The organism is Pseudoblastomonas marina (assembly GCF_014641655.1).
Classification (GTDB): domain Bacteria; phylum Pseudomonadota; class Alphaproteobacteria; order Sphingomonadales; family Sphingomonadaceae; genus Alteriqipengyuania_A; species Alteriqipengyuania_A marina.
Map to the genome: position 1 here is coordinate 2,443,411 of NZ_BMID01000001.1, position 23,121 is coordinate 2,466,531.

Annotated in this window: 21 protein-coding genes; 8 read left to right on the forward strand and 13 right to left on the reverse strand. The window is 66.3% G+C overall.

The window, feature by feature from the left end:
* Positions 1 to 57: 57 nt before the first annotated feature.
* The 4 genes from IEW49_RS12000 to IEW49_RS12015 all read right to left on the reverse strand — a co-directional run bounded on the left by IEW49_RS12000 (position 58) and on the right by IEW49_RS12015 (position 2,809).
* Complete coding sequence (locus IEW49_RS12000; protein WP_188642879.1) at positions 58 to 1,251, reverse strand: murein hydrolase activator EnvC family protein; 1,194 nt, start codon at positions 1,249 to 1,251, stop codon at positions 58 to 60.
* A gap of 9 nt (positions 1,252 to 1,260) precedes the next feature.
* Positions 1,261 to 1,680, reverse strand: coding sequence for a 23S rRNA (pseudouridine(1915)-N(3))-methyltransferase RlmH (locus tag IEW49_RS12005; RefSeq protein WP_188642880.1), 420 nt, complete (start codon positions 1,678 to 1,680; stop codon positions 1,261 to 1,263).
* 12 nt (positions 1,681 to 1,692) lie between these two features.
* Positions 1,693 to 2,079 (reverse strand): ribosome silencing factor, encoded by a 387-nt coding sequence (gene rsfS, locus IEW49_RS12010; protein WP_188642881.1) that lies wholly within the window; start codon positions 2,077 to 2,079, stop codon positions 1,693 to 1,695.
* Positions 2,080 to 2,146: 67 nt separating this feature from the next.
* The gene (locus tag IEW49_RS12015) at positions 2,147 to 2,809 is read right to left on the reverse strand and encodes a nicotinate-nucleotide adenylyltransferase (RefSeq protein WP_268235639.1); all 663 of its coding nucleotides are present in this window, start codon (positions 2,807 to 2,809) and stop codon (positions 2,147 to 2,149) included.
* 258 nt (positions 2,810 to 3,067) lie between these two features.
* Here IEW49_RS12015 and IEW49_RS12020 point away from each other — a divergent pair, with 258 nt between their 5' ends.
* On the forward strand, positions 3,068 to 4,216 hold the full coding sequence (locus tag IEW49_RS12020) for a M23 family metallopeptidase (protein WP_229658188.1): 1,149 nt from the start codon (positions 3,068 to 3,070) through the stop codon (positions 4,214 to 4,216).
* Positions 4,217 to 4,220: 4 nt separating this feature from the next.
* Positions 4,221 to 4,628, forward strand: coding sequence for a bactofilin family protein (locus IEW49_RS12025; RefSeq protein WP_188642883.1), 408 nt, complete (start codon positions 4,221 to 4,223; stop codon positions 4,626 to 4,628).
* 54 nt (positions 4,629 to 4,682) lie between these two features.
* Here IEW49_RS12025 and IEW49_RS12030 read toward each other — a convergent pair whose 3' ends face one another.
* Positions 4,683 to 6,350, reverse strand: a complete 1,668-nt coding sequence (locus IEW49_RS12030; RefSeq protein WP_188642884.1) for a long-chain-fatty-acid--CoA ligase — start codon at positions 6,348 to 6,350, stop codon at positions 4,683 to 4,685.
* An 82-nt stretch (positions 6,351 to 6,432) separates the two neighbouring features.
* Positions 6,433 to 7,149, reverse strand: a complete 717-nt coding sequence (locus tag IEW49_RS12035) for a DUF1013 domain-containing protein (RefSeq protein WP_188642885.1) — start codon at positions 7,147 to 7,149, stop codon at positions 6,433 to 6,435.
* Between the two features lie 207 nt (positions 7,150 to 7,356).
* Here IEW49_RS12035 and IEW49_RS13135 point away from each other — a divergent pair, with 207 nt between their 5' ends.
* Positions 7,357 to 8,490 carry a roadblock/LC7 domain-containing protein gene (locus IEW49_RS13135; RefSeq protein WP_229658189.1) on the forward strand — a complete coding sequence of 378 codons (1,134 nt, stop codon included), beginning with the start codon at positions 7,357 to 7,359 and terminating at the stop codon, positions 8,488 to 8,490.
* A gap of 16 nt (positions 8,491 to 8,506) precedes the next feature.
* Here IEW49_RS13135 and IEW49_RS12045 read toward each other — a convergent pair whose 3' ends face one another.
* The 3 genes from IEW49_RS12045 to IEW49_RS12055 form a co-directional block, all read right to left on the reverse strand.
* A complete protein-coding gene (locus IEW49_RS12045) occupies positions 8,507 to 9,553 on the reverse strand; it encodes a glycosyltransferase family 4 protein (RefSeq protein WP_188642886.1) in 1,047 nt (348 codons plus the stop codon).
* Positions 9,543 to 10,451 (reverse strand): UDP-2,3-diacylglucosamine diphosphatase, encoded by a 909-nt coding sequence (locus tag IEW49_RS12050; protein ID WP_188642887.1) that lies wholly within the window; start codon positions 10,449 to 10,451, stop codon positions 9,543 to 9,545. The genes IEW49_RS12045 and IEW49_RS12050 overlap by 11 nt, the downstream gene beginning before the upstream one ends.
* An 83-nt stretch (positions 10,452 to 10,534) precedes the next feature.
* Complete coding sequence (locus IEW49_RS12055; protein ID WP_229658190.1) at positions 10,535 to 11,521, reverse strand: NAD(P)H-quinone oxidoreductase; 987 nt, start codon at positions 11,519 to 11,521, stop codon at positions 10,535 to 10,537.
* 122 nt (positions 11,522 to 11,643) lie between these two features.
* On the opposite strand from IEW49_RS12055, the gene IEW49_RS12060 reads away from it, so the two are divergent.
* The 5 genes from IEW49_RS12060 (at position 11,644) to IEW49_RS12080 (ending at position 18,775) form a co-directional block, all read left to right on the forward strand.
* Positions 11,644 to 11,847 carry a DUF1192 domain-containing protein gene (locus IEW49_RS12060; RefSeq protein ID WP_188642889.1) on the forward strand — a complete coding sequence of 68 codons (204 nt, stop codon included), beginning with the start codon at positions 11,644 to 11,646 and terminating at the stop codon, positions 11,845 to 11,847.
* Between the two features lie 113 nt (positions 11,848 to 11,960).
* Positions 11,961 to 14,333 carry an ATP-dependent Clp protease ATP-binding subunit ClpA gene (gene clpA / locus IEW49_RS12065; RefSeq protein ID WP_188642890.1) on the forward strand — a complete coding sequence of 791 codons (2,373 nt, stop codon included), beginning with the start codon at positions 11,961 to 11,963 and terminating at the stop codon, positions 14,331 to 14,333.
* Between the two features lie 72 nt (positions 14,334 to 14,405).
* The gene (locus tag IEW49_RS12070; protein WP_188642891.1) at positions 14,406 to 16,088 is read left to right on the forward strand and encodes a M1 family metallopeptidase; all 1,683 of its coding nucleotides are present in this window, start codon (positions 14,406 to 14,408) and stop codon (positions 16,086 to 16,088) included.
* Positions 16,089 to 16,121: 33 nt separating this feature from the next.
* Complete coding sequence (locus IEW49_RS12075) at positions 16,122 to 17,153, forward strand: ligase-associated DNA damage response exonuclease (RefSeq protein WP_188642892.1); 1,032 nt, start codon at positions 16,122 to 16,124, stop codon at positions 17,151 to 17,153.
* A 2-nt stretch (positions 17,154 to 17,155) separates the two neighbouring features.
* A complete protein-coding gene (locus tag IEW49_RS12080; RefSeq protein WP_188642893.1) occupies positions 17,156 to 18,775 on the forward strand; it encodes a cisplatin damage response ATP-dependent DNA ligase in 1,620 nt (539 codons plus the stop codon).
* On the opposite strand, the gene IEW49_RS12085 is transcribed toward IEW49_RS12080, so the two are convergent.
* From IEW49_RS12085 to hemB, 4 genes are read right to left on the reverse strand one after another with little or no spacing between them, the layout of a single operon-like run.
* On the reverse strand, positions 18,772 to 19,329 hold the full coding sequence (locus IEW49_RS12085; RefSeq protein ID WP_188642894.1) for a gamma carbonic anhydrase family protein: 558 nt from the start codon (positions 19,327 to 19,329) through the stop codon (positions 18,772 to 18,774). The genes IEW49_RS12080 and IEW49_RS12085 overlap by 4 nt on opposite strands.
* 10 nt (positions 19,330 to 19,339) lie before the next feature.
* On the reverse strand, positions 19,340 to 21,553 hold the full coding sequence (locus IEW49_RS12090) for a spermidine synthase (protein ID WP_229658191.1): 2,214 nt from the start codon (positions 21,551 to 21,553) through the stop codon (positions 19,340 to 19,342).
* Positions 21,550 to 22,128, reverse strand: coding sequence for a GNAT family N-acetyltransferase (locus tag IEW49_RS12095; protein ID WP_188642896.1), 579 nt, complete (start codon positions 22,126 to 22,128; stop codon positions 21,550 to 21,552). Before IEW49_RS12095 ends, IEW49_RS12090 begins: the two co-directional genes overlap by 4 nt.
* On the reverse strand, positions 22,121 to 23,116 hold the full coding sequence (gene hemB / locus IEW49_RS12100; RefSeq protein ID WP_188642897.1) for a porphobilinogen synthase: 996 nt from the start codon (positions 23,114 to 23,116) through the stop codon (positions 22,121 to 22,123). Before hemB ends, IEW49_RS12095 begins: the two co-directional genes overlap by 8 nt.
* Between the last annotated feature and the right edge of the window lie 5 nt (positions 23,117 to 23,121).

Sequence of the window (23,121 nt, forward strand, 5' to 3'; positions counted from 1 at the left end):
ATCGCAGACCCGGCCTTAACGCCAGCTTGCGCGCTGCAAACGTGCGATCCACTCCGTCTAGCGCAACAGCGGGAGCGGGTTGACCGGCTCTCCGCGACGGCGCAGTTCGAGGATCACCCGCCCCAGGCGCGGATCGGCGACTCCGAGCGGACTGCCGGCGACGAGTTCCTCGCCCACCCGCACGTCGAGCCGGCCGATCCCGGTGACCAGCGAGGTCCAGCCATTGGCGTGTTCGACGATCACAATCCGGCCATAGCCCGAATAGGGCCCGGCGAAGGCGACCCGGCCCGCGCCGGGTGCGGCGACCAGCGCCCCGCTTTCGACCGCGAGCGTCAAGCCGCGCGACGAACCGCCGAATCCCTCGGCAAGGCGACCGTTCGCGGGCAGGATATAGGGATCGGGCGAGGCCGAGGTCTGCAACGCGGTGACGGTCGGATCCTCGACCCTCACCTCGCCCGGTCGAGCAGGACGGATCTTCGGGCCCGGCAAGGCGGCGAGGCGCGCGCGGAGCGAGGCGGCCTCGTCGATCTCGTCGAGTAACCCGGTCAGATCCCGGGCGCGCTCGGCGAGTGCCAGCGCCCGCTCCTCTTCGCGCGCGGCCTCGCTCCCGAGGCGACGCGAGGCGAGGCGCTGTCGGGTTTCGGTCTCGAGTAGGGCCTTGCGCCGCTCGGCAAGGCGGGTTTCGGTCGTGCGCAGGCGTTCGATCGCCGCGGCTTCGCTCCGCTCGACCTGGCGGATCGCCGAAACCTCTTCACGCAGCACGGCCGTGCGCCGCTCGATCACCGGCAGCATAGAGGACATCAGCGCCCGCGCCCGCAGCGTTTCGTCGACCGTACCCGGTCGCAACAGCGTGAAGGCCGGAGGGTTGCGCGACAGTCGCTGCAAGGTCGCGGTGAGCCCCATAAGCGGGCGTTGGCGCGCGGCCAGATCGGCCTCGAGCCGACTGCGTTCGCGGCCGACGGCGCGCAGTTGCGCCTCGGCCAGCACGCGCTCGGCCTCGGCCTGCTGCACGCGGGCAGCGAGCGCGGCGGCCTCGCGGGCATTTTTTTCGGCTTCGTCTCCGGTCTTCTCGGCCTCGCGTTCGAGCCGGTCGCCACGCGCCTTGGCCTCGCGCGCCTGCTCGCGCGCCCGCTCGACCGCTTGCTGCGTGGCGGTGCCGTCGGCTTCCTGCACGAAGGCGGGATTTGGCACCGACGCTATTGCCGCGGCGCCGAGCGCGACAAGGACGATCAGGGGCAGCACGACACGCATGGGGCGTACCTATGCGCGATGATAGGGATGCCCGGCAAGGATCGCCGTCGCACGGTACAATTGTTCGGCCAGCATCGCGCGGGCGATCATGTGCGGCCAGGTCGCCGAACCATAAGCGAGCAGGAGGTCGGCTTCCGTGCGCACGGCGCCGTCATGCCCGTCGGCGGCGCCGATCAGAAACTGCACTTCGCGCACTCCGTTATCGCGCCAGCGTTCGAGGGTGGCGGCGAATTTCTCCGACGGGAGATCCTTCCCCCGCTCGTCGAGCGCGACGGTTCGCGAGGGAGCCTGCGCCGGAGGGATGGTTCCACCGGTGTCGGGCAGTTCGGTCACCTTCGTATCCCAGCGGATGCGCTTGAGATAGCGCTCGACCAGCTCGGCCTCGGGGCTGCGGCCGATCTTGCCGCGCGCGACGATGTGAAGGAGCACGGTCCGGTCCGCTCAGGCCTCGCCGAGCGTCCACATGCGTTCGAGATTGTAGAAGCTCCGCACTTCGGGGCGGAAGATGTGGACGACCACGTCGCCCGCATCGATGAGCACCCAGTCGCCCTGCGACAAGCCTTCCATCTTGGGCGCGGGGTAGCCGCCCTGCTTGATCCTCTCGCCCAGTTTCATCGCGATCGCCGCGACCTGTCGCGTCGATCGGCCCGAGGCGATGACCATGAAATCGGCGATCCCGCTTTTTCCCTCGAGATCGATCGAGACGATGTCTTGCGCCTGGTCGTCGTCGAGCGATTGCAGCACGAGTTCGTGCAGCGATCCCTCTTCGGCCTCGGGCAAGGTATGCGGGGACGCGGCATTGTCGCGCGCGGATTGGGCCGTATTCATCGGTGAGATCATAGCTCCTGCAATTTAGGGTGTGCCGCCCGCCGCGCCAAGGGGTGGCCGGCGCGCATCAGCGTCCCGGTTCCCGTTCTGGCGGGATCAAGCGGTGCGTCAGGGGGTCGCGAACGGGGAGGTCGGCATGGCGCGCGGCCCAATCGGGCGACTGGCGGCGGATCGCGGTCGCGGATCGCGGATCGGGATCGAAACGCAGCATCACCAGGGTGGGCGCACTCCACACGGCCCGTTTGCGAAATCCGGCTGCGGAGACACGGTATCGCCGCAACCAGGCCATGGCGGGGCTCGCCATTGCCCGGTCATCGTACCCCGGACGCGCGATCACCGCAATCGGCATCGTCCGCGCGATCCCCCGCCAGTCGCGCCAGCGGTGGAATTGGGCGAGGTTGTCGCTTCCCATCAACCACACGAACCGCCGTTTGGGATAGCGCCGCACCAGCGCGCGCAGCGTGTCGATCGTGTAGCGCGTGCCGAGCTCGCGCTCGATCGCGGTCGGCACGATCGGCGCGCGGCGGGCCTTCATCCTGGCCGAGGCGAGCCTTGCGGCGAGCGGCGCCATTCCGTCCTTCGGTTTCAAGGGGTTGCCGGGGGACACCAGCCACCACGTCTCGTCCAGTCCCAGCGCTTCGAGTGCGAACAGCGTGATCCGGCGGTGTCCGCCATGCGCGGGATTGAAACTCCCGCCGAGGAGGGCCGTATCGGTCATCGAACGGGTCAATGGCGCAGGCCGAGCCCCGTTGGCAAGCGCTTCGCGGCGGGCGAATCGCCCGGGAAGGCCTCCGGACGATTCGCCCAAGCCGCCCGAAATGCACTCCGGCGAGGAATGTTCCCGCGATTCGCAGCCATTTATCGAGCGATGGAACGATTCATCGTATCGTACCCACGACTCGCCCCTGCCATCCCGGATTCACGGGTGACCTTATCATTTGTCGCGATAGTGTGCCCCACACATTACGGACGGGTACGGGGTTTCGTTTTGACAGATAACAACAGCGGCGGGCTGTTCGCTCGCCTGCGCTCCTGGTTTCCGGAGCGTGAATTCTTCATGCGCTCGCAAGGCCAGGTGCGCTTCATCAAGATCAGTTCGCGGGTTCAGATCGCGTTCGCGGCCATCGCCGTGGGCGCGACGTCGTTCTGGGTGGTCAGCCTCGGCGCGATGGGCGTCACGCAGTACCTGGCGCAGTCCGAACGCACCGAATTGCTCGACCGCGAAGCCAAGGTCGCCAGCGCGGAAAGCCGCGTCACCGCCTATCGCGATGATCTCGACGCGGTGGCCGACGATCTCGGCTCCCGGCAGGAATTCATCGAGCGTATGACCGAAGCCCATCTCGGCATCCTGCCCGATGAAGCTTCCGAAGACACGGTCACCGACAGCAGCGAGGAAACCCAGAAGGCGGTCGAAAAGATCGGCCTCTCGATTCCCGAAGCGCGCGGCCTCGCCGAGCTCGAAGCCCGTCAGCTCGCTTATGTCGAACGCCTGACCCGCTATGCCGACCAGCGGTCGCAGCGCGCCAGCGCCGCGCTCAAGCAGCTCGGGCTCAACCCGAAGAACCTGCTCGCCTCGGTCAACGATCGCTCGGCGATGGGTGGTCCGGTCGATAGCGACGGCGAGATCGATCCGCGCTTCGTCCGTCTCGGCCTGAGCCTCGCCCGGATGGACGCGCTCGAGCGCGGACTGGCCGGCGTGCCGCAATACCAGCCGGCTGCCGCGGGCATGGTGTCCTCGAGCTACGGCTATCGCCGCGATCCGTTCACCCGCCGCGCGGCGTTCCATTCCGGTCTCGACTACAAGGGCCATACCGGCGCAGCGATCCGTGCCGCCGCCGCCGGCACCGTGGTCTTCGTTGGTCGCAAGGGCGGCTACGGCAACCTCATCGAAGTGCGCCACGACAACGGCCTTACCACCCGCTACGCCCACCTTTCGGGCTTCAAGGTCAAGGTCGGCCAGAAGGTCGTGGCCGGCCAGCATATCGGCGCGATGGGCAGCACCGGACGATCGACGGGCCCGCACCTCCACTTCGAAGTGCGGCAGGGCGGCAAGCCGCTCAATCCCCGCGCCATCCTCGAAAAGGCACCCAATGTTCTCAAAGAAATCCGAGGCCGCGACGCGGCCCTCGCCAGCTAATTCCATGGCCGGCAATTCCCGTAACGGCAGTTCGACCTTCTCGGTCCTCGGCAGCGATGTCGCGATCAAGGGCGATATCAAGGCCGACGCCGATCTCCACCTCGACGGCAAGGTCGAAGGCGACGTCGTCTGCACCAGCCTGGTCCAGGGCGAGACCGGCGCGATCCACGGCGCGGTGAAGGCCGAAACCGCCCGCCTCGCCGGCAAGCTCGAAGGCTCGATCGAAGCGCGCGAGCTCGTGATCCTGAAAAGCGCGCAGATCGAGGGCGACGTCCACTACGAGACGCTGACCATCGAACAGGGCGCGCAGGTCGACGGCCGCTTCGCCCCGAAGGGCGCGTCCAAGCCGTCCGAGGCGGAACGCACCATGCCGCAGGCGGGCGAGCCGCAGCTCAAGGTCGCCGCCCAGTAAGAATCGCAGCAAGACCGGCACGAGGCGCAGTCGGCGCCGCCAGTCGCGTCCAGATCAATCGGTTCCGAGCACTTCGGCCCTGAGCGCCTTGCGGTCGAGCTTGCCGATCATCGTCTTGGGCAGATCGTCGCGGATCGTCAGGTCGGCGATGCGCTCGTGCTTGCCGAGATGCTCGTTGGCCCAATCGCGCAGAGTCTCGGCATCGAGCGTCTCTTCCTCGGGATCGAGCACGACATAGGCCTCGACCCGTTCACCGAGGTAATCGTCGGGCACCCCGATCACGAGCGCTTCCTTCACCCCCTCATGGGCGAGCAACACGTCCTCGACCTGGCTCGGGAAGACCTTGAACCCGCCCACGGCGATCATGTCCTTCACCCGGTCGACGATCATGATGAAGCCGTCGCCGTCGATTTCCGCGACGTCGCCCGTGCGCAGCCAGCCATCCTCGGTGAAGGCCCGCTTCGCCGCATCGGGACGGTTCCAGTAGCCGCGCATGATCTGCGGGCCGCGCACCACCAGTTCGCCCGGTTCGCCCTCGGGTGCGGGGCGGGTGGCATCCTCCTTGTCGACCAGCCTCACCTCGGTGCGCGGGATCGGCTGGCCGATCGTGCCGACGCGCTCCTCGCCTTCGTAAGAATTGGTCGAGACGACGCCCGAGCTTTCGGTGAGGCCGTAACCCTCGAGCAGCCGCGCGCCGCTGCCGGCCTCGAACTTCGTCTTGAGCGCCGCACTCAGCGGTGCGCCGCCCGCGATGCAGGCGCGCAGCGAGGTGAAATCGGTGGCGGCGAAATCCTTGTGGTCGAGCAGCGCCTGGTACATCGTCGGCACGCCCGGCATCGCGGTCGCCTTGGTCCGTTGGATCGTCGCCAGCGTGTCCTTGGCATCGAAGCGCGGAAGCATCGCGATACAGCCGCGATTGACCACCGTGCGGTTGAGTACGCAAGCATTGGCGAAGACATGGAACAGGGGAAGCACGCCCATGATCATGTCGCGTTCGTGCGCGCGCGGATCGATCGCGTTGATCTGGCGCGCATTCGCGGTGAGGTTCTGGTGGGTCAGCATCGCGCCCTTGGGCGTGCCGGTGGTGCCGCCGGTATATTGCAGCAGCGCGAGATCCTGCTCGGGATCGATCACCACCGGTTCGAGCGGCTGGTCGGAGCCGAAGGCGTCCCAATCGGTCACATCGCCGCGATCGGGCACCGCATGGAGCATGTCGCGCTTGAACAGGCGGAGCGCGATCCCCTTGAGCTTCGACAGCTGGCTTGCGAACCGACCGACGACCAGCCCTTCGAGCGCGCTCGCATCGAGCACTTCGAGCGCCGTCGGCAGCAGCGCTTCGAGATCGACCGTGACCAGCAGGCGGGTGCCCGAATCGGCGACTTGCTGGCTCAGTTCCTCGACCGTGTAGAGCGGCGAGAAATTGACCACCACGGCGCCGGCCATCATCGCGCCGTAATAGGCGGCCGGATAGGTCGGGACGTTGGGGAGGAACAGGCCGATGCGTTCGCCCTTGCCGATACCACGCGCTTGCAGCCCGGCCGCGAAACGCCGCGCCTGCGCGAAGATTTCGGAATAGGTGTAGCGGCGCCCCAGAAAATCGATGAACGGGTCCTCGCCCGCTTGCGCCACCGCCTGCTGCAGCAGGTCGGGCATCGAGAGCGACGGCAGGTCGAGATCCCACGGGCAGGGATGCGAATAGTTGCGCGCGTAATTGACAGCCATGTCAGCAGCATGGCGCGTCTGGCCCAGCGCGGCAAGCAGTTCCGGCTTACGATATTCCCGGCGCAAGCGGTCGCCCGAGTGCTCAGTCGGAGGCTTCGGTGCCCTCGCCCGTGCTCTCGGCGTCCTTGCGCGCCTGCAACCAGGCTTCGGCCTCGGCTTCCTGCGCGGCTTCGACCGCGGCCTTGGCGGCCTCCTCGCGTTCCTGCTTCAGCTCGGCGATCAGCTTCTCGCGATCGCCGCCCAGCTTTTCGTCGTCGCCCGAGGCGTCTTCGAGGCCGGCCTTCTTGGCGGCCTTGGCGACCACCGCATCCAGTTCGCGCTGCGAACACAGGCCCAGCGTCACCGGGTCCTTCGGCTGGATGTTCTGAATGTTCCAGTGGGTTCGCTCGCGAATCGCGCCGATCGTGTTGCGCGTGGTGCCGATCAGCTTGCCGATCTGCGCGTCGGAGATCTCCGGGTGGTTGCGCAGCAACCAGGCAATGCCGTCGGGCTTGTCCTGGCGCTTCGACACCGGCGTATAGCGCGGGCCCTTGGTGCGCGCGACGGCGACGGGCTGCTTCTGCATCTGGAGACGGTATTCGGGATTGGCGGCGCCCTTCTCGATTTCCTCGTTGGTCAGTTCGCCCGCGCGAACCGGGTCGCGCCCGGTATACTTGCTGCTCGCAAGGTCATCCGCCATCGCCTGGACTTCGAGGATGTGGAGGCCGCAGAAATCGGCGATCTGCTCGAAGGACAGCGAGGTGTTGTCAACCAGCCAGCTGGCAGTCGCGTGGGGCATCAGGGGGGTGGGAGCGGACACTTGGTTTCTCCGGCGCGCGGGCGCAGTTTGCGAGAGTCTAAATAAAACGGGCCGCCCCTTACCGGAGCGGCCGCTTGGCACCCGAGATAGGCCTATCGCGTCGGTCGGGCAAGGGTTTTGCCGTTCGCGCCGCCGAAGGGGCCATTTTCACCCTTTCTTAGCCATGCCCGATTACGGCTGGCTGGAACCGTGAGACCGAGGAATTCCGTGAACGCCCCCAGCCATGATTTCGGGAACGACCCCGCCGCATCGCCGGGCGAGCGCCTCGATCTCAAGGCTTACGAGCTGTGGACGCGCTGCCACGAGGACGGCCACGTGCCGTCGCAGCAGGAATTGCTCAGCCACGAGGATTGCAACTTCGTCGACCATTCGGTCCTGATCAAGCTCAAGCGCGACGACTCGACGGCGTCCATCTCGCATATCGGCACCCAGCTCTGGCTTGGGCTCGACGGCTTGCTGCCGCAAAACATCGACGAAGTGCCCGCGCGCTCGGTCCTTTCGCGGATCACCGAACATTACCTCGAGGCGGTGGCGAACCGCACTGCGGTCGGCTTCGAGGCCGAATTCGTCAACGAGGACGGATCGGCGATCGGTTATCGCGCCATCGCGCTTCCCTGTGCGAGCGATGGCGAACGGATCGACGCAGTGCTCGGCGTGGTCGATTATTCGATGGTCGAGGACGAGAAGGACCTTCCGGACGCGGATTCCGCGCCTCCCGTTATGAAGGCGCTCGAAGAGCCGGAGGATTCGCCCGACCAGGGCGCCATGCCGAAGGAGGGCTGGCGCTCGGTCATCGCGAAGATGCGGCGCGCTCCCGACGAGCCGGTCGCCGACGAGGTGATCGATCCTCCGCCCGAGCGTACGGTGGAGCCGAAGAACTCGGCCCGGGCGAAAACGCGCAAGCGCCAGGCACTCGATCCGCTGCCCGACGCGGAGCCCGACAGCGCCCCGCCGCCCGCCACCCCCTCTTCGCAGAGTGCCGTCATTGCGTCTGCGCTCGACCAATTGCTCGCGATCGATGGCGCGATTGCGGCGGCGCTGGTCGAGCTCGACAGCGGCATGCCGCTCGCCAGCGCGGGGGGGTCGGACGAAATCGACCTCGATATCGCGGTGGCCGGGAATACGGAGGTGCTGCGCGCCAAGTACAAGGCATTGCGAGCGCTCGGACTCGACCCTCGGGTCGAGGACATCATGATCACCCTTCCCGCGCAATATCACCTGCTGCGCCCTCTATCGGCGAGCGACGGCTTGTTCCTCTGCCTCGTCGTCGACAGCGACCATGCCACGCTCGGCATGGCGCGGCACGAGCTCCGCCGCGTCGAACGTACGCTGAAGCTCTAGCAGCCGCCGTTCCGATTCAGGCGGCCGTGCAGGCCTGTTGTGGGCCGTCCACCAGTGCAGCGAGGAACTGGCGGGCGCTTGATTCCCAGCTGTATGAGCGACCGAGCGCCACGCAATCGGCCTGATCGCACGCCAGCGCTGCGGCGATCGCGGTGTTCAGGTCATCGTCCATTGCGCCCGCTGCGGGGGTGAGGATATCGACCGGGCCTGTAACCGGGTAACCCGCCACCGGCGTGCCGCAGGCGAGCGCTTCGATCATGACAAGCCCGAACGTGTCGGTACGGCTGGGAAACACGAACACATCGGCACCGGCATAATAAGCAGCCAACTCGCGGCCCGACTTGCGCCCGACGAAATGGGCCTCGGGGTAACGGGCGCGCAGGCCGTCGAGCGCCGGGCCATCGCCGACGACCACCTTCGCGCCAGGGTGTCGGCTCTCGAGGAAAGCCGCGATGTTTTTTTCGGCCGAGACCCGGCCGACATAGAGCTGGATCGGGCGTGGCAGTTCGGCGAACAATCCAGGGGCCGGGATATCGGGCGAGAACTGGGCGAGGTCCACCCCCCGGCTCCACGATCGCAATTGCGGCAGGCCCTGGTCGCGCAGCGTCCGCCCGACGCTCTCGGTTGCCACCATGATCCCCGCCGAAGGACGGTGGAAGCGCCGAATATACGGCCAGAAGGTTGCCGCCGGCAGGTGCGTGCGGCGGGCGAGATAGTCGGGAAACTGGGTGTGATAGGCGGTCGTGAAGGCCTGCCCGCGAGCAAGGCAATGGCGGCGCGCGGCAAGGCCTAGCGGGCCTTCGGTCGCGATGTGGACTGCATCGGGCGCGAACGCCTCGAGCCGGCGACCGACGCCGAACCGTGAGGCCATTGCGAGCCGGATTTCGGAGTAGGTCGGGCACGGAAGCGAGCGATAGCCGTCGGGCGAAATCACCAGCACCTCGTGCCCCCAGCCTCGCAGGATCGCGACCGTCGTGGTCAGCGTCCGCACCACGCCGTTCATCTGCGGCTCCCACGCATCGGTAATGAGGGCGATCCGTACCGGGCCGGTCTCAGGCCGCATCGACCAGCTCCTTGTCCGTCGCCACTTCGCGCCTGGCGATTTCTGCCGGCCAGTCGAGGATTTCCATCCGTCCGTCGGCATGTTCGACCAGTGCATTGCACCCTTCGACCCAGTCACCGTCGTTCCAGTATTCGATGTCCTGCCGGTTGAAGGCGAACACCCGGTGCTCGGCGGTGTGGATATGGCCGCAGACCACCCCGTCGACCCCGCGCTGCGCGGCGGCCCGCGCGACGACCTCCTCGAACCGGCCGATGAATTCGACCGCGTTCTTGACCTTGTGCTTGGCGGCCTTGGAGATCGACCAATAGGGCAGGCCGAACAGCTGGCGCGCCTTCGCCACCCAGCCATTGAGCTTCATCATCAGGTGGTAGGCCGCGTCGCCGACGAAGGCGAGCCAGCGATGGGCGAGCATTACCGCGTCGAATTCGTCGCCGTGCAGCACCATCAGGCGCCGCCCGTCGACGGTATCGTGGAAGGCCGCTCGGCGAATCTCGACCCCGCCGAAATTCAGCCCGGTGAACTGGCGGAACATCTCGTCGTGATTACCGGGGATGTAGACCACGCGGGTGCCGCGCCTGGCGCGCTTCATGATCCGCCAGACGATGTCGTTGTGTTCGGGCGGCCAATAGAATTTCTTCTTCAGTCGCCAGCCGTCGATGATGTCCCCGACCAGGTAGATCGTCTCGCTGTCGGTATGGTCGAGGAAGTCGATTAGCAGCTCGGCATTGCAGCCCTTGGTGCCGAGATGGACGTCCGAGATCCAGATCGTGCGGAATTGCCGGCGCTCATTGTCGATCGGCTCGGGCGTCGCGGGGCCGGGCCCGGCGCGACCGGCGAAATTGGCAATGTCGGCAATCGTGTCGGCGGTGTCGTCCGACCGTCCGAAGCGTTTGAGCATGGCAAGCCCCGTCAGCGGTTTGCACTGCCCTAGTGAGCCTGTGTTACAGCTGATTCACGATTTTGTGACGGTTCGGCGACGGCCTAGCCCTTGGCCACGGCGAGCACGATCTTGCCGATATGGTCGCCCGCTTCCATCCGGGCATGCGCGGCCGAGGCCTCTTCGAGCGGGAAGATTTCGTCCATGATCGGACGGAACGTGCCGTCACCGACCATCGGCCAGGCATTCTCGGCGATATCCTGCGCCAGCAGCGCCTTGAAATCGTCCGAGCGCGGACGCAGCGTCGATCCTGTCAGCGTGAAGCGGTTCATCATCAGCGCGGCCATGTTGATCTCGGCCTTGGCGCCGCCCTGGATCGCGATCGTGACGTGTCGACCATCGGGCGCGAGGCACTGCATGTTGCGCGCGACATAGTCCCCAGCGACCATGTCGAGCACGAGCTCGACACCCTGCCCGCCGGTGATTTGCTTCACCGCCTCGACGAAATCGGTGCCCTTGTAGTTTACGGCGTGATCCGCTCCGATATTGCGCGCCGCCTCGCACTTCGCATCGCTGCCGCAAGTCACGATGACGGTCATCCCGAACGCCTTGCAAAGCTGGATCGCGGTGGTGCCGATCCCGCTGGTCCCGCCATGGACGAGGATCGTCTCGCCCTCGCGCGCCATCCCGCGCTGGAAGACGTTGTGCCACACGGTGAACATCGTCTCTGGCAGCGCTGCCGCCTGCTCCATCGCCACTCCTTCGGGGACCGGCAAGCAATGGCGCGCATCGACGCGGACATATTCGGCATAGCCGCCGCCGGGGACCAGCGCGCAGACCTTCTGCCCCGGAAGCCACCGCGTCACTCCCTCGCCCAGCGCGGCGATCGATCCCGACACCTCGAGCCCGAGGATCGGCGAGGCGCCGGGAGGAGGAGGATAGAGCCCGCGACGCTGCACCACGTCGGGCCGGTTGACCCCGGCATGGCTGACCTTGACCAGCACTTCGCCGGGGCGTGCTTCGGGCACCTCGATCTCCGCCGCCGTCATGACGTCGGGATCGCCGGGCGTGTCGAAGGTTATCGCGCGCATCTTATGGGGCAAATCGCTCATCATCCGTCCTGTGGCATGAAATCCATGGCTGGCCGTTCGATGCAGGGGCTACCGCCTCGCGGGATTGACAGCAAGGCGGGCAGTCACGACATTCCAGTTCGATGGACGAAGACGATCGCCCCCGCCCGCGCGGAGACGCGGCAGAGGCCCTTTCGAAGGAGAGCCTCGATCCCTATTCGGTGGCCGAGCTTCAGGCGCGGATCGCCCTGCTCGAAGCCGAAATCGAACGGGTCAGGGCGCATCGCGACAAATCCACCGCCCACCGCGCCGCGGCGGACGCACTTTTCGGCAAGCCCGCCACGTGAAGCGCGCAGCCTTATTTCAATTCATTCAACTTGCGGTCAATAAAGACCTGCTAGAGAGACAATCCCATCGGGCCCCATCCAGACGGATCATTCGCCCGCAATCCAGGTGACCAATGCCGAGTTTTGCCCAAAGCCTCGAGAAAACACTGCACAATGCGCTGTCGCATGCCGGCGAGCGCAACCACGAGTATGCGACACTCGAGCACCTCCTCCTTGCGCTGGTGCAGGATGAGGACGCGGCGCAGGTAATGGGTGCCTGCGGGGTCGATCTCGACGAGCTCGGCGCGGCGGTGACGCAATATATCGACGAGGAATATCAATCGCTGAAGGTCGACGATGCCGTCGATCCGCAGCCGACGGCGGGCTTCCAGCGCGTCATCCAGCGCGCGATCCTCCACGTGCAATCCTCGGGCAAGGATACGGTGACCGGCGCCAACGTTCTCGTCGCGCTGTTCTCCGAACGCGATTCCTACGCGGTCTATTTCCTCCAGCAGCAGGACATGAGCAGGCTCGACGCGGTCAGCTTCATCAGCCACGGCATCGGCAAGAACGGCAAGCGTGCCGACGTAGCGCCGCCGCAGGGCGCCGAGGGCGATGCCGCGCAGGTCGAGGACAAGGCCGGCAAGGACAAGAAGGAAAGCGCCCTCGACCAGTTCACGGTCAATCTCAACCAGCGCGCCGAAGACGGGAAAATCGACCCGCTGATCGGGCGCGGGCCGGAGGTCGATCGCACCGTCCAGATTCTCTGCCGCCGGTCGAAGAACAACCCGCTCTATGTCGGCGATCCGGGCGTCGGCAAGACCGCCATCGCCGAGGGCCTGGCGCGCAAGATCGTCGAAGGCGACGTGCCCGAGGTCCTGCAAGACGCGGTGATCTATTCGCTCGACATGGGCGCGCTGCTCGCGGGTACACGTTATCGCGGCGATTTCGAGGAGCGACTCAAGCAGGTCGTGACAGAGCTCGAGGGCATGCCCGAAGCGATCCTGTTCATCGACGAAATTCACACGGTGATCGGCGCGGGTGCGACCAGCGGCGGGGCGATGGATGCCTCGAACCTGCTCAAGCCGGCACTGTCGAGCGGCGCGATCCGCTGCATCGGTTCGACGACCTACAAGGAATTCCGCAACCACTTCGAGAAGGACCGCGCGCTGCTGCGCCGGTTCCAGAAGATCGACGTCAACGAGCCGACGATCGAGGACACGATCAAGATCCTCAAGGGGCTCAAAAGTGCGTTCGAGGAGCACCACAAGGTCAAGTACACGCCCGATGCGCTCAAGACCGCGGTCGAGCTCTCGGCGCGTTACATCAACGACCGCAAGCTGCCCGACAAGGCGATCGACGTGGTCGACGAGGTTGGCGCGATGCAGATGCTGGTCCCGCCTAGCCGTCGCAAGAAGAAGATCACCGCCAAGGAAATCGAGTCGGTCGTGGCGACGATGGCGCGGATCCCCCCGAAATCGGTATCGGCCGACGACAAGAAGGCGCTCGAAAACCTCGAGCGCGACTTGAAGCACGTCGTATTCGGGCAGGACCGTGCGGTCGAGAAACTGTCGGTCGCGATGAAGCTGTCGCGCGCCGGATTGCGCGACCCGGACAAGCCGATCGGCTCGTTCCTGTTTTCCGGCCCGACCGGGGTCGGCAAGACCGAGGTCGCGCGCCAGCTCGCCTCGATCATGGGGATCGAACTGAAGCGCTTCGACATGTCCGAATACATGGAGCGCCACAGCGTTTCGCGCCTGATCGGCGCGCCGCCGGGCTATGTCGGTTACGACCAGGGCGGGTTGCTGACCGATGCGATCGACCAGAACCCGCATTGCGTCCTGCTGCTCGACGAGATCGAGAAGGCCCATCCGGACCTGTTCAACATCCTGCTGCAGGTGATGGATAACGGCCGACTGACCGACCATCACGGCAAGACAGTCGATTTCCGTAACGTGGTGCTGATCATGACCACCAATGCCGGCGCGGCCGACATGGCGAGCCAGGGGATCGGCTTCGGCGACGTGTCGAAGGAAGATGCGAGCGAGGAGGCGGTGAAGAAGATGTTCACCCCCGAATTCCGCAACCGCCTCGATGCGATCGTGCCGTTCACCTATCTCGGCAAGGACACCGTCGCGCGCGTGGTCGACAAGTTCGTCATCCAGCTCGAACTGCAGCTGGCCGACCAGAACGTCCACATCCAGCTCGACGACGATGCCAAGGCATGGCTCGGCAAGCGCGGCTACGACAAGCTCTACGGCGCGCGCCCGATGGCACGCCTGATCCAGGAGAAGGTCAAGCAGCCGCTCGCCGAGGAGCTGTTGTTCGGCAAGCTTGCCAATGGCGGCGAGGTCGATGTCGGGGTGAAGGACGACAAGCTGCATTTCGCCATCACCTCTGCCGCACCCAAGCCCGCGCCGAAGAAGAAGAAGGCGAAGCCGACCGCGAAGAAGTCCAAATCGGGCGGTGCGGAAAAAGCCGAGGACGCGTCGGGCGACGAAGGCTGACAGGGATTGGCGATTGAATGAGAAGCGGGTGGGTGCAGCAATGCACCCGCCCGTTTCTACAGGGAGGGTTGCATGAGGTTCGCGCTGTGTTTCGCCGCATTGGGCGCGCTGCTTTCAAGCCCGCTTTCGGCGCAGGATTTCGGCGAGCGGCGCAGTCTGGTCTCGGGTCTTCCGCTGACCGAGGACCAGCAGGCGATCGACCCGCAGCATCTGTGGCTCGATATCTGGGTCGATCCCGCTAGCCAAAGCATCCGCGGCAAGGCCGCCTATAGCCTCGCGATCGAAGGGGAGGCGGACGTGGTCGAGCTCGAGCTCGACGGACTCTTTCGCGTCACCCGCGTCGCGCTCGGCAAGATCGAGCTGCCCGCCGAGGGCTATCGGCATGCCGATGGATTGCTTTCGATCCCGATCGAGGTCAGCCGGGGCGCCAATGGACGGCTTGACGTCACGATCGAATACGAAGGCCAGCCGCGCATTGCACCCAACGCGCCGTGGGACGGCGGCTTCGTGTGGACCCAGACGCCGGGCGGCGAGCCGTGGATCGCGACCGCAATCCAGGGGGAAGGTTGCGACCTGCTGTTCCCCTGCATCGACAACGCTGCGAAGGAGATCGGCCGCGTCGAGAGCACGATCTGGGTGCCCGAAGCATCGAACCTCTACGCGGCGGGTAACGGCAGCCTGGTCGACACCGTCGTCGCGGGCGATTGGCGCGGCTATCGCTGGGCCGCGCGCCAACCCAATACCTACGCGATCGCGCTCAACATCGCGCCCTACAAACTGATCGAACGCACGCACCGTGCCCCCTCGGGCCAGGACGTACCGCTCGTCTTCTACCACCTGCCCGGCGACGGCGCGCCCGCCGCGCGGCTGCTCGACGAGCTGGCGAAATATCTCGACTGGTTCGAGCGCCGGATCGGCCCCTACCCCTTTGCCGACGAGAAGGCCGGCATCGCGCAGACGCCGCATCTCGGCATGGAGCACCAGACGATCAACGCCTACGGCAATGAATTCAGGGTCACGGACGAGCCATACGACTGGCTGCTGTTCCACGAATTCGCGCACGAATGGTTCGCCAACCAGATGACCAACCGCGCGCCTGCCGACATGTGGCTCAACGAGGCGATGGCGAGTTATATGGAGGCGCTCTACCTGCGGGATATCGCCGGTGAGGACGCGTATCGCTCCAAGCTTGCCGAATACCACGCTCGGATTGCCAGCCGTGTTGCGGTCGCGCCGCGCGATGCGATCGACGACGGTGCCTATCTCGGCGGCGGCGGCTGGGGCACCGACATCTATTTCAAGGGCAGCTGGGTCCTTCATACGTTACGCGGGCTGATCGGTGACGAGGCGCTTTTCGCCAGCCTGACGCGGCTGGTCTACGCTACGCCCGAACCAAAGCCCGGCGCAATCGCCCCGCTGCTCCGCGACACCGACGAATTCCTCACCATCCTCGAGCAAGAGAGCGGGTGCGAGCTCGGCTGGTTCTTCGAGGCCTACCTGCGCCAGCCCGCGCTGCCTCGGCTCTCGGCGACGCGAAACGGCCAATTTCTCGATCTCGAATGGACCGTGCCGGGCGGCCTGGCCTTCCCGATGCCGATCGAGGTCGCGGCGGGGGGCGAGGTGCGGGTCGCGCGTTTCACGGACAACCGCGCGCGCATCGACCTGGGCAGCGAGGACGCACCTTATACGCTCGATCCGGAAAGCAGGATCCTGCGTGCATTGCCGCCGCCTGCGCCATCGCCGGCACCGCGTTAGGAACCCTTCGCGCGCCGCACCGCTTATCTGGCTGTGAGCGCACCCTTTTCCTGGATCCGGCCCGAACCCTGGGGCATCCACGTGGTGCCCGCCGACGCGTGGATCGATCCCGGTCGCCCGGTCGGGCGCGCACTCGTGACCCACGGCCACGCCGATCATGCCCGCGGCGGCCATGGCGAGACGATCGCCACTCCCGAGACGCTGGCGATCATGGCGCTGCGCTATCGCACCGGCGTCGAGGACGAGAACGGCGAGTTGCCCACTCGGGCGACCCCGGTCGAATATGGCGAGACGATCCGCCTACCCGGCGGCGTCGATGCGACTTACATTCCCGCCGGCCACGTGCTCGGAAGCGCACAGATCCTGCTCGAACACGCGGGCGAGCGGATCGTCTGCACCGGCGATTACAAGCGCCGCGCCGATCCGACATGTCCGCCCTTCGAAGTCACCCCCTGCGACGTCTTCATCACCGAGGCGACCTTCGGCCTGCCGCTCTTCACCCACCCTCCGATTGAGGAGGAGATGGGAAAGCTGCTCGGACGGCTCGAGGCGCATCCCGATTCATGCGTGCTGGTCGGCGCCTATGCGCTGGGCAAGGCGCAGCGGGTGATCGCCGAATTGCGCGCGGCGGGGCATACGCAGCCGATCTACCTCCACGGCGCGATGGAGAAGATGTGCCGGCTCTACGAGGAACACGGCGTCGAATTGGGCGAATTACGGCTCGTCTCGGACCACGCAAAGGACGCCATGCGCGGGCACGTCGTGGTCTGCCCGCCCGGCGCATTGAACGATCGCTGGAGCCGCCGCCTGCCCGATCCGATCACCGCCATGGCAAGCGGCTGGATGCGGGTGCGCCAGCGCGCACGCCAGCGCAATGTCGAGCTGCCGCTGGTGATTTCGGACCATGCCGATTGGGGCGAGCTGACCCGCACGATCGAGGAGGTCGACGCGCAGGAGACCTGGATCACCCATGGCCGCGAGGATGCGCTGCTGCGTTGGTGCCAGCTCCACCAGCGCCGCGCACGGGCTCTGGCGCTGGTCGGCTACGAGGACGAGGATGATTAGGGATGGATGAGTTCGCCGCCCTGATCGATGCGCTGATCTACACGCGCAGCCGCAACGAGAAATTGCGGCTGATCGCCGAATATCTGCGCGCCACGCCCGATCCAGACCGCGGCTGGGCGCTGGCGTCGCTGACCAACGAGCTCGACTTCCCTGCGGTAAAGAGCTCGACCATCCGCAACCTGCTCAAGGAGCGAATCGATCCGGTGCTGTGGACGCTGAGCCGCGATTTCGTGGGTGATACGGCGGAGACCGCGAGCCTGCTGTGGGAGACCGGGCAGGTCGGCGCGAAGACCGACGTCACGACGTCATTGTCGCTGGACGAGGTGGTCGGGCGGCTTTCGGCGATGACCCGCGGCACGGTAGCGACCGAACTGCCGAAGCTGCTCGACGCGCTCGACGTGAACGGGCGTTACGCCCTGCTCAAGCTCGCGACCGGCGGGATGCGGGTCGGCGTGTCCTCGCGCCTCGCCAAGACGGCCTTCGCGCAAGCGTTCGAGGTCTCGATCGACGATGTTGAGGAATACTGGCACGGGCTCGAGCCGCCCTTCCCCGAACTGTTCGCCTGGGCGGCCGAGGGCGAAGATCCTCCCGATATCGAGAACTTGCCTACCTTCCGCCCGTTCATGCTGGCCCATCCGCTCGAGGAAACGGAGGTTTCGCTCAAGGATTACGCGGCCGAATGGAAGTGGGATGGGATCCGGGTCCAGCTGGTCCGCGCCGGCCATGAGGGCGAGGAACAGACCAAGCTCTATTCGCGCTCGGGCGACGATATCTCCGCCACCTTCCCCGAGTTGCTCGACGCGCTCCCGATCAATGCAGTGCTTGACGGCGAATTGCTCGTACGCGGCGCGACGCAGGGAGGAGAAGAGGGTGGCGCGGCCAGTTTCAACGCGCTCCAGCAGCGGCTCGGGCGTAAGACCGTCAGCAAGAAGATGCTGCGCGAGGCCCCGGCGTTCGTGCGGCTCTACGACGTGCTGATCCTCGAAGGCGAGGATCTACGAGAGTTGGTGTGGGAGAAGCGGCGCAAGAGGCTCGAGGGTCTGATGTCCCACCTGCCCGATTCGCATTTCGATCTTTCGGCGCTGGTCGAGGCACGCGATTTCGAGCACCTCACCGAGATCCGCGAACGCAGCCGCGACGATGCGATCGAGGGGCTGATGCTCAAGCGCCGTGACGCGCCCTATGTCGCCGGGCGCCGGACCGGGCTTTGGTACAAGTGGAAGCGCGACCCGCTGCTGGTCGATTGCGTGCTGATGTATGCCCAGCGCGGCAGCGGCCGGCGCAGCTCGTTCTTTTCCGACTACACGTTCGGCTGCTGGGACGGCGATCCCGACGAGGGCGCGGACCTGCTCCCGGTCGGCAAGGCCTATTCGGGCTTCACCGACGCCGAACTGAAGAAGCTCGACCGGCACGTCCGCAGCAACACGATCAACCGTTTCGGCCCGGTGCGCGAGACCGACAAGTCACTGGTGTTCGAAGTCGCGTTCGACAGCGTCCACGAAAGCAAGCGCCACAAATCGGGCCTCGCGATGCGCTTTCCCCGCATCCACCGCATCCGCTGGGACAAGCCGGTGCACGAGGCCGACCGGATAGAGGCACTCAGGGCGCTGATCAGGGACTAGTCGTCGAGATCCGCGATCGCGCCCTTATGGTGCCGCGCATTCTCGGTATAATGCACCACGCCCGCGCGCATGCCGGCGACGGCGGTATCGGGCAGGTCGCGCAGTTTCTTTGCCGGGCGGCCGGCCCACAGCTCGCGCGCGCCCATCACCTTGTTTTCTAGCAGCATCGCGCCCGCCGCGAGCATCGCGTCCGAGCCGATCACCGCCTTGTTCATTGCAATCGCGCCGAGGCCGACGAAGCCGCGATCCTCGATCGTGCAGCCATGCACCATCGCCATGTGGCCGATCAGCACGTCGTCGCCGATGATCAGCGGGCTGCCCTCGGGGTCTCCCGGCTTGGGCGGGTCGCAATGGAGCACGCTGCCGTCCTGCACGTTGGTCCGCTCGCCGATCACGATCCGGCTGACATCGGCGCGCAGCACGCAATTGTACCAGATCGAGCTGTCCGCCCCGATCTCGACATCGCCGATGATCCGGCAGCCGGGCGCGATGAAGGCGCTGTCGTGGATGCGCGGGGTCTTGCCGTGGATGGGAATGATCGAAACGCCGTCCATGGCGTACCTCCTATTTGGCGGAAAAGACTTCGCCCCATTCGATATAGGGCAGGATCGAGGCATGCGAATCGGTCCATGCCTCGCGCCCGTCATTGCGCAGCCGGTACCACGGCTGCTCGGTCGAGCGGGACAAGGTCTCGAGAGTCGCCTGGTCCTCGGCCAGCGCAACCCACCACGACGAGGTCAGCGGCCAGCCTCCCTCGGGATTGTCGCGCCGGATCATCGCAGCCATCCCGCTCGCATCGGCGAGCGCGGCAAGCGAGGGTTCGAGGTCGATATAGCGGTTCGAAATATGGACCAGCAGCACCCCGCCCGGGGCGAGACTGCGTCGATAGGTCGCCATCGCTTCGGTGGTGAGCAGGTGGAGCGGGATCGAGTCGGACGAGAATGCATCGACCGCGAGCAGGTCGTAGCGGTCGGCAGCTCCTTCCGCGAGGCGGACGCGCGCATCGCCGACCACCATGTCCGCCGCGGGCGCACATTCGCGGATATAGGTGAAGATGCCCTCGCGCGAATAATCGACGACCAGCGGGTCGATCTCGAAGAAGGTCCAGCGCTGGCCCGGGCGTCGGTAACAGGCGAGCGTTCCTACCCCGAGCCCGACCACGCCGACCCGTGCATCGGGCGCAGCCGCGCGCAGCGCGAGACCGATGCCCGAGGTCTCGCCGTAATAGGTCGTGGGCTCCTTGCGCCTGGCGGGCGTTGCCATTTGCGCGCCGTGGAGCGTTGTGCCGTGGGCCAGCGTGCGCTGCACCCCGTCGCTGCGCACTGTATAGACCCCGAAATAGGAACGGTCGCGCGCGCCCGACAGGCTCGTCTCGATCGACGGAACCCCTCCCATCGACAGCATCGCGATCGCGAGCGTGGCGGTGAAGAAGCGGCGATCGAAGGCAAGCAGCACCCCGCACAGCGCGATCAGGCTGTAGAGCAACGCGCGCAGCAGCTGGTCCTGATTGGGGTCGAGCCGGAACAGCACCGCCCCGGCGATCGCCGCGATCAGGAGTATGAACAGCCCGACCGTCCTCTTCTGCCGGGCGTCGAAGCCCCGGCCGCGCGGCCAGTCAAACCAGGCGAGCGGCGGCAGCAGCGCCGCCGCGGCGAGGACGAGTATCGGATGCTCCCACACCCAGTCGAACAGCGTCGGCGCGACCAGTGCGGCGAACACCCCGCCCAGCGCGCCCCCGGCGGACATGACGAGATAGAAGAAGGTAAGCCGGTCGGGCGCCGGGCGCAGTTCGAACAGCCGCGCATGGAGCGCTACAGCGACCACGAACAACATCACGACCGAGGCGAGCCCCGCCATCAGCGGGAGATTGCTGGCTCCGGTCAACGATAACCCGCCGACCAGCATGACGATCGACGGTGCAATCAGGCAGAACATGAAGGCGAGGCGACGATTGTCGGCGAAGGCGATCGTGAAGCTGAGCAGGTAGAGCCCCAATGGGATCGCCCAGATCAGTGGCATCGCAACGATATCGGTGGTGAGGTGCGCGGTCGTCGACAGCATCAGGCCCGAGGGCACCGCGGCGAGCGCCAGCCACAGGAGGATAGCCCGGGTCGACGGCTTCTCGCTGGTCGGCTTGGCAACCGCCGCCGATGCGACCGCACGCTCACCCGAGGCACCACGCGCGCGCAGCATCGACCAGCCGGTCCATGCCGTCAGTGCAATCAGCGCGCCGTAGCCGAGCGCCCAGGCGAGGGTCTGGGTTTCGACCGCCCAATACGGTTCGAGCAACAGAGGATAGGCGAACAGTCCCGCGAAGCTGCCGAAATTGGACGCTGCGTAGAGCGGATAGGGATCGTCCGCATCGGGCACTGCACCGAACCAGCGCTGGATCAGCGGCGCCTGCGCCGACACCGCGAAAAACAGTGGGCCGATACTCATCAAGAACAGCAGCGGGACCCAGAAGGTCGCCATGTCCTGGGCCTGTTCGCCGATATCGGCGAGCGTAATCGGCAGCGTCATGGCGGCAAGCCCGAGCAGCACGAGGTGCCCGATCACCTGCGTCCGGAAGGCCAGCCGCCCGATGACGTGCGCATAGGCGTATCCGCCGAGCAGCAGCGCCTGGTAGACCAGCATCGCGCTGTTCCAGACATTGGGCGCGCCGCCGAGATCGGGCAGCGCGAGGCGTGCGACCATCGGCTGCACCATGAACAGCAGGAAGCTGCCGGCCAGGATGGTGATCAGAAACGGCAGGCGCCGTGTAGTTCGCCCGGCGCTCATTGCGGGCGATCCTCGCGCCATTCATCGCGGGCGATGTCGTAGAGGATCATGTCGCGCCAAGGCGGTTCGAACCGGTCATCGGCATAGTCGAGTTCGGGGCGGCGCGTCATGCCGAGACGCTTCATCAGGCCCCAGCTCGGCGCGTTGCCCTCGACGGTCAGCGACACGACACGCTCGGCATCGAACCGGTCGAAGGCCGCATCGAGCGCCGCGATCGCGGCCTCCTTGGCGTAACCCCGCCCCCACGATTCCTCGCGAAAGCGCCAGCCGATCTCGATCTCGCCGGTGACGCTGCTGCCTGGAGCATCCGCGCGCTTGAGCCCGCAAAATCCGAGCATTTCGCCCGCGAGATGACCACCATCGCTCTTGCGCTCGACCAGCCAGAAGCAAAAGCCGTTCCTCGCGCGGCAATTCTCCACCCGCGCGCGCTGGGCCTCGCGCGACTCGTCGTCGAACACGCCGCCGAGCCATTGCATCACGGCCGGGGTATTGGTGTGTTCGAAGAAAACGTCCCAGTCCTCGTCGCGCCAGTCGCGCAGGACGAGCCGTTCGGTCTCGAGCCTGAACTCAGCCATGCAGCAGCCGCGCCGCATGCGCGGCGTGATAGGTCAGCACCCCGTTCGCGCCCGCGCGCTTGAACGCCGTCAGCGTCTCAAGCACCAGCGCGTCGCGCTCGCCCGCGCCGGCAGCGGCAGCGGCTTCGATCATCGCGTACTCGCCGCTCACCTGGTAGGCGAAGGTCGGCACGCCGAAGCTTTCCTTCACCGCGCGCACCACGTCGAGATAGGGCAGGCCGGGCTTGACCATCACGCTGTCCGCCCCCTCGGCGAGATCGAGCGCGACCTCGCGCAGCGCTTCGTCGCCGTTGGCCGGATCCATCTGGTAGGTTTTCTTGTCGCCCTTGAGCAGCCCGCGCGATCCGACCGCGTCGCGGAACGGACCGTAGAAAGCGGAAGCGTATTTGGCCGCATAGCTCATGATCTGGACGTTGGCGTGGCCTTCGCTTTCGAGCGCGTTGCGAATCGCACCGATCCGCCCGTCCATCATGTCCGACGGGGCAATGATGTCGGCCCCCGCCGCCGCCTGGTTGAGCGCCTGTCCGACCAACACTTCGACCGTTTCGTCGTTGAGGACATATCCGCCGTCGTCGACCAGCCCGTCCTGTCCGTGATCGGTGTAGGGATCGAGCGCGACGTCGGTGAGAACGCCGATCTCGTCGCCGCAGGCCTGCTTGATCGCAGCGATCGCGCGGCACATCAGATTGTCGGAATCGAGCGCATGGCTGCCGGTCGCGTCGCGCATGTCGCCCGGCGTGTTGGGAAATAGCGCGAGGCACGGAATGCCGAGGTCGATCGCCTCCTTCGCCCGGGCGACGATGTTGTCGACCGACCAGCGCGACACGCCCGGAAGCGTGCCGATCGGTTCCTCGACGCCCTCGCCATCGGTAACGAAGAGCGGCCAGATCAGGTCCGCGGGGGTCAGCGCGGTTTCGCGCACCATGGCGCGGCTCCAGGTGCTGGCGCGCGTGCGGCGAAGCCGGATTGCAGGATAATGTCCGTCCATCCCCG

Coding starts and splice junctions, on each gene's coding strand:
- IEW49_RS12025 (WP_188642883.1), top strand. CDS start 4,221: ATGGCCGGCAATTCCCGTAACGGCAGTTCGACCTTCTCGGTCCTCGGC.
- IEW49_RS12070 (WP_188642891.1), top strand. CDS start 14,406: ATGAGGTTCGCGCTGTGTTTCGCCGCATTGGGCGCGCTGCTTTCAAGC.
- IEW49_RS12060 (WP_188642889.1), top strand. CDS start 11,644: ATGGACGAAGACGATCGCCCCCGCCCGCGCGGAGACGCGGCAGAGGCC.
- IEW49_RS12095 (WP_188642896.1), bottom strand. CDS start 22,128: ATGGCTGAGTTCAGGCTCGAGACCGAACGGCTCGTCCTGCGCGACTGG.
- IEW49_RS12045 (WP_188642886.1), bottom strand. CDS start 9,553: ATGCGGCCTGAGACCGGCCCGGTACGGATCGCCCTCATTACCGATGCG.
- IEW49_RS12030 (WP_188642884.1), bottom strand. CDS start 6,350: ATGGCTGTCAATTACGCGCGCAACTATTCGCATCCCTGCCCGTGGGAT.
- IEW49_RS12050 (WP_188642887.1), bottom strand. CDS start 10,451: ATGCTCAAACGCTTCGGACGGTCGGACGACACCGCCGACACGATTGCC.
- IEW49_RS12090 (WP_229658191.1), bottom strand. CDS start 21,553: ATGAGCGCCGGGCGAACTACACGGCGCCTGCCGTTTCTGATCACCATC.
- IEW49_RS12000 (WP_188642879.1), bottom strand. CDS start 1,251: ATGCGTGTCGTGCTGCCCCTGATCGTCCTTGTCGCGCTCGGCGCCGCG.
- rsfS (WP_188642881.1), bottom strand. CDS start 2,079: ATGAATACGGCCCAATCCGCGCGCGACAATGCCGCGTCCCCGCATACC.
- hemB (WP_188642897.1), bottom strand. CDS start 23,116: ATGGACGGACATTATCCTGCAATCCGGCTTCGCCGCACGCGCGCCAGC.
- IEW49_RS12055 (WP_229658190.1), bottom strand. CDS start 11,521: ATGCGCGCGATAACCTTCGACACGCCCGGCGATCCCGACGTCATGACG.
- IEW49_RS12085 (WP_188642894.1), bottom strand. CDS start 19,329: ATGGACGGCGTTTCGATCATTCCCATCCACGGCAAGACCCCGCGCATC.
- IEW49_RS12080 (WP_188642893.1), top strand. CDS start 17,156: ATGGATGAGTTCGCCGCCCTGATCGATGCGCTGATCTACACGCGCAGC.
- clpA (WP_188642890.1), top strand. CDS start 11,961: ATGCCGAGTTTTGCCCAAAGCCTCGAGAAAACACTGCACAATGCGCTG.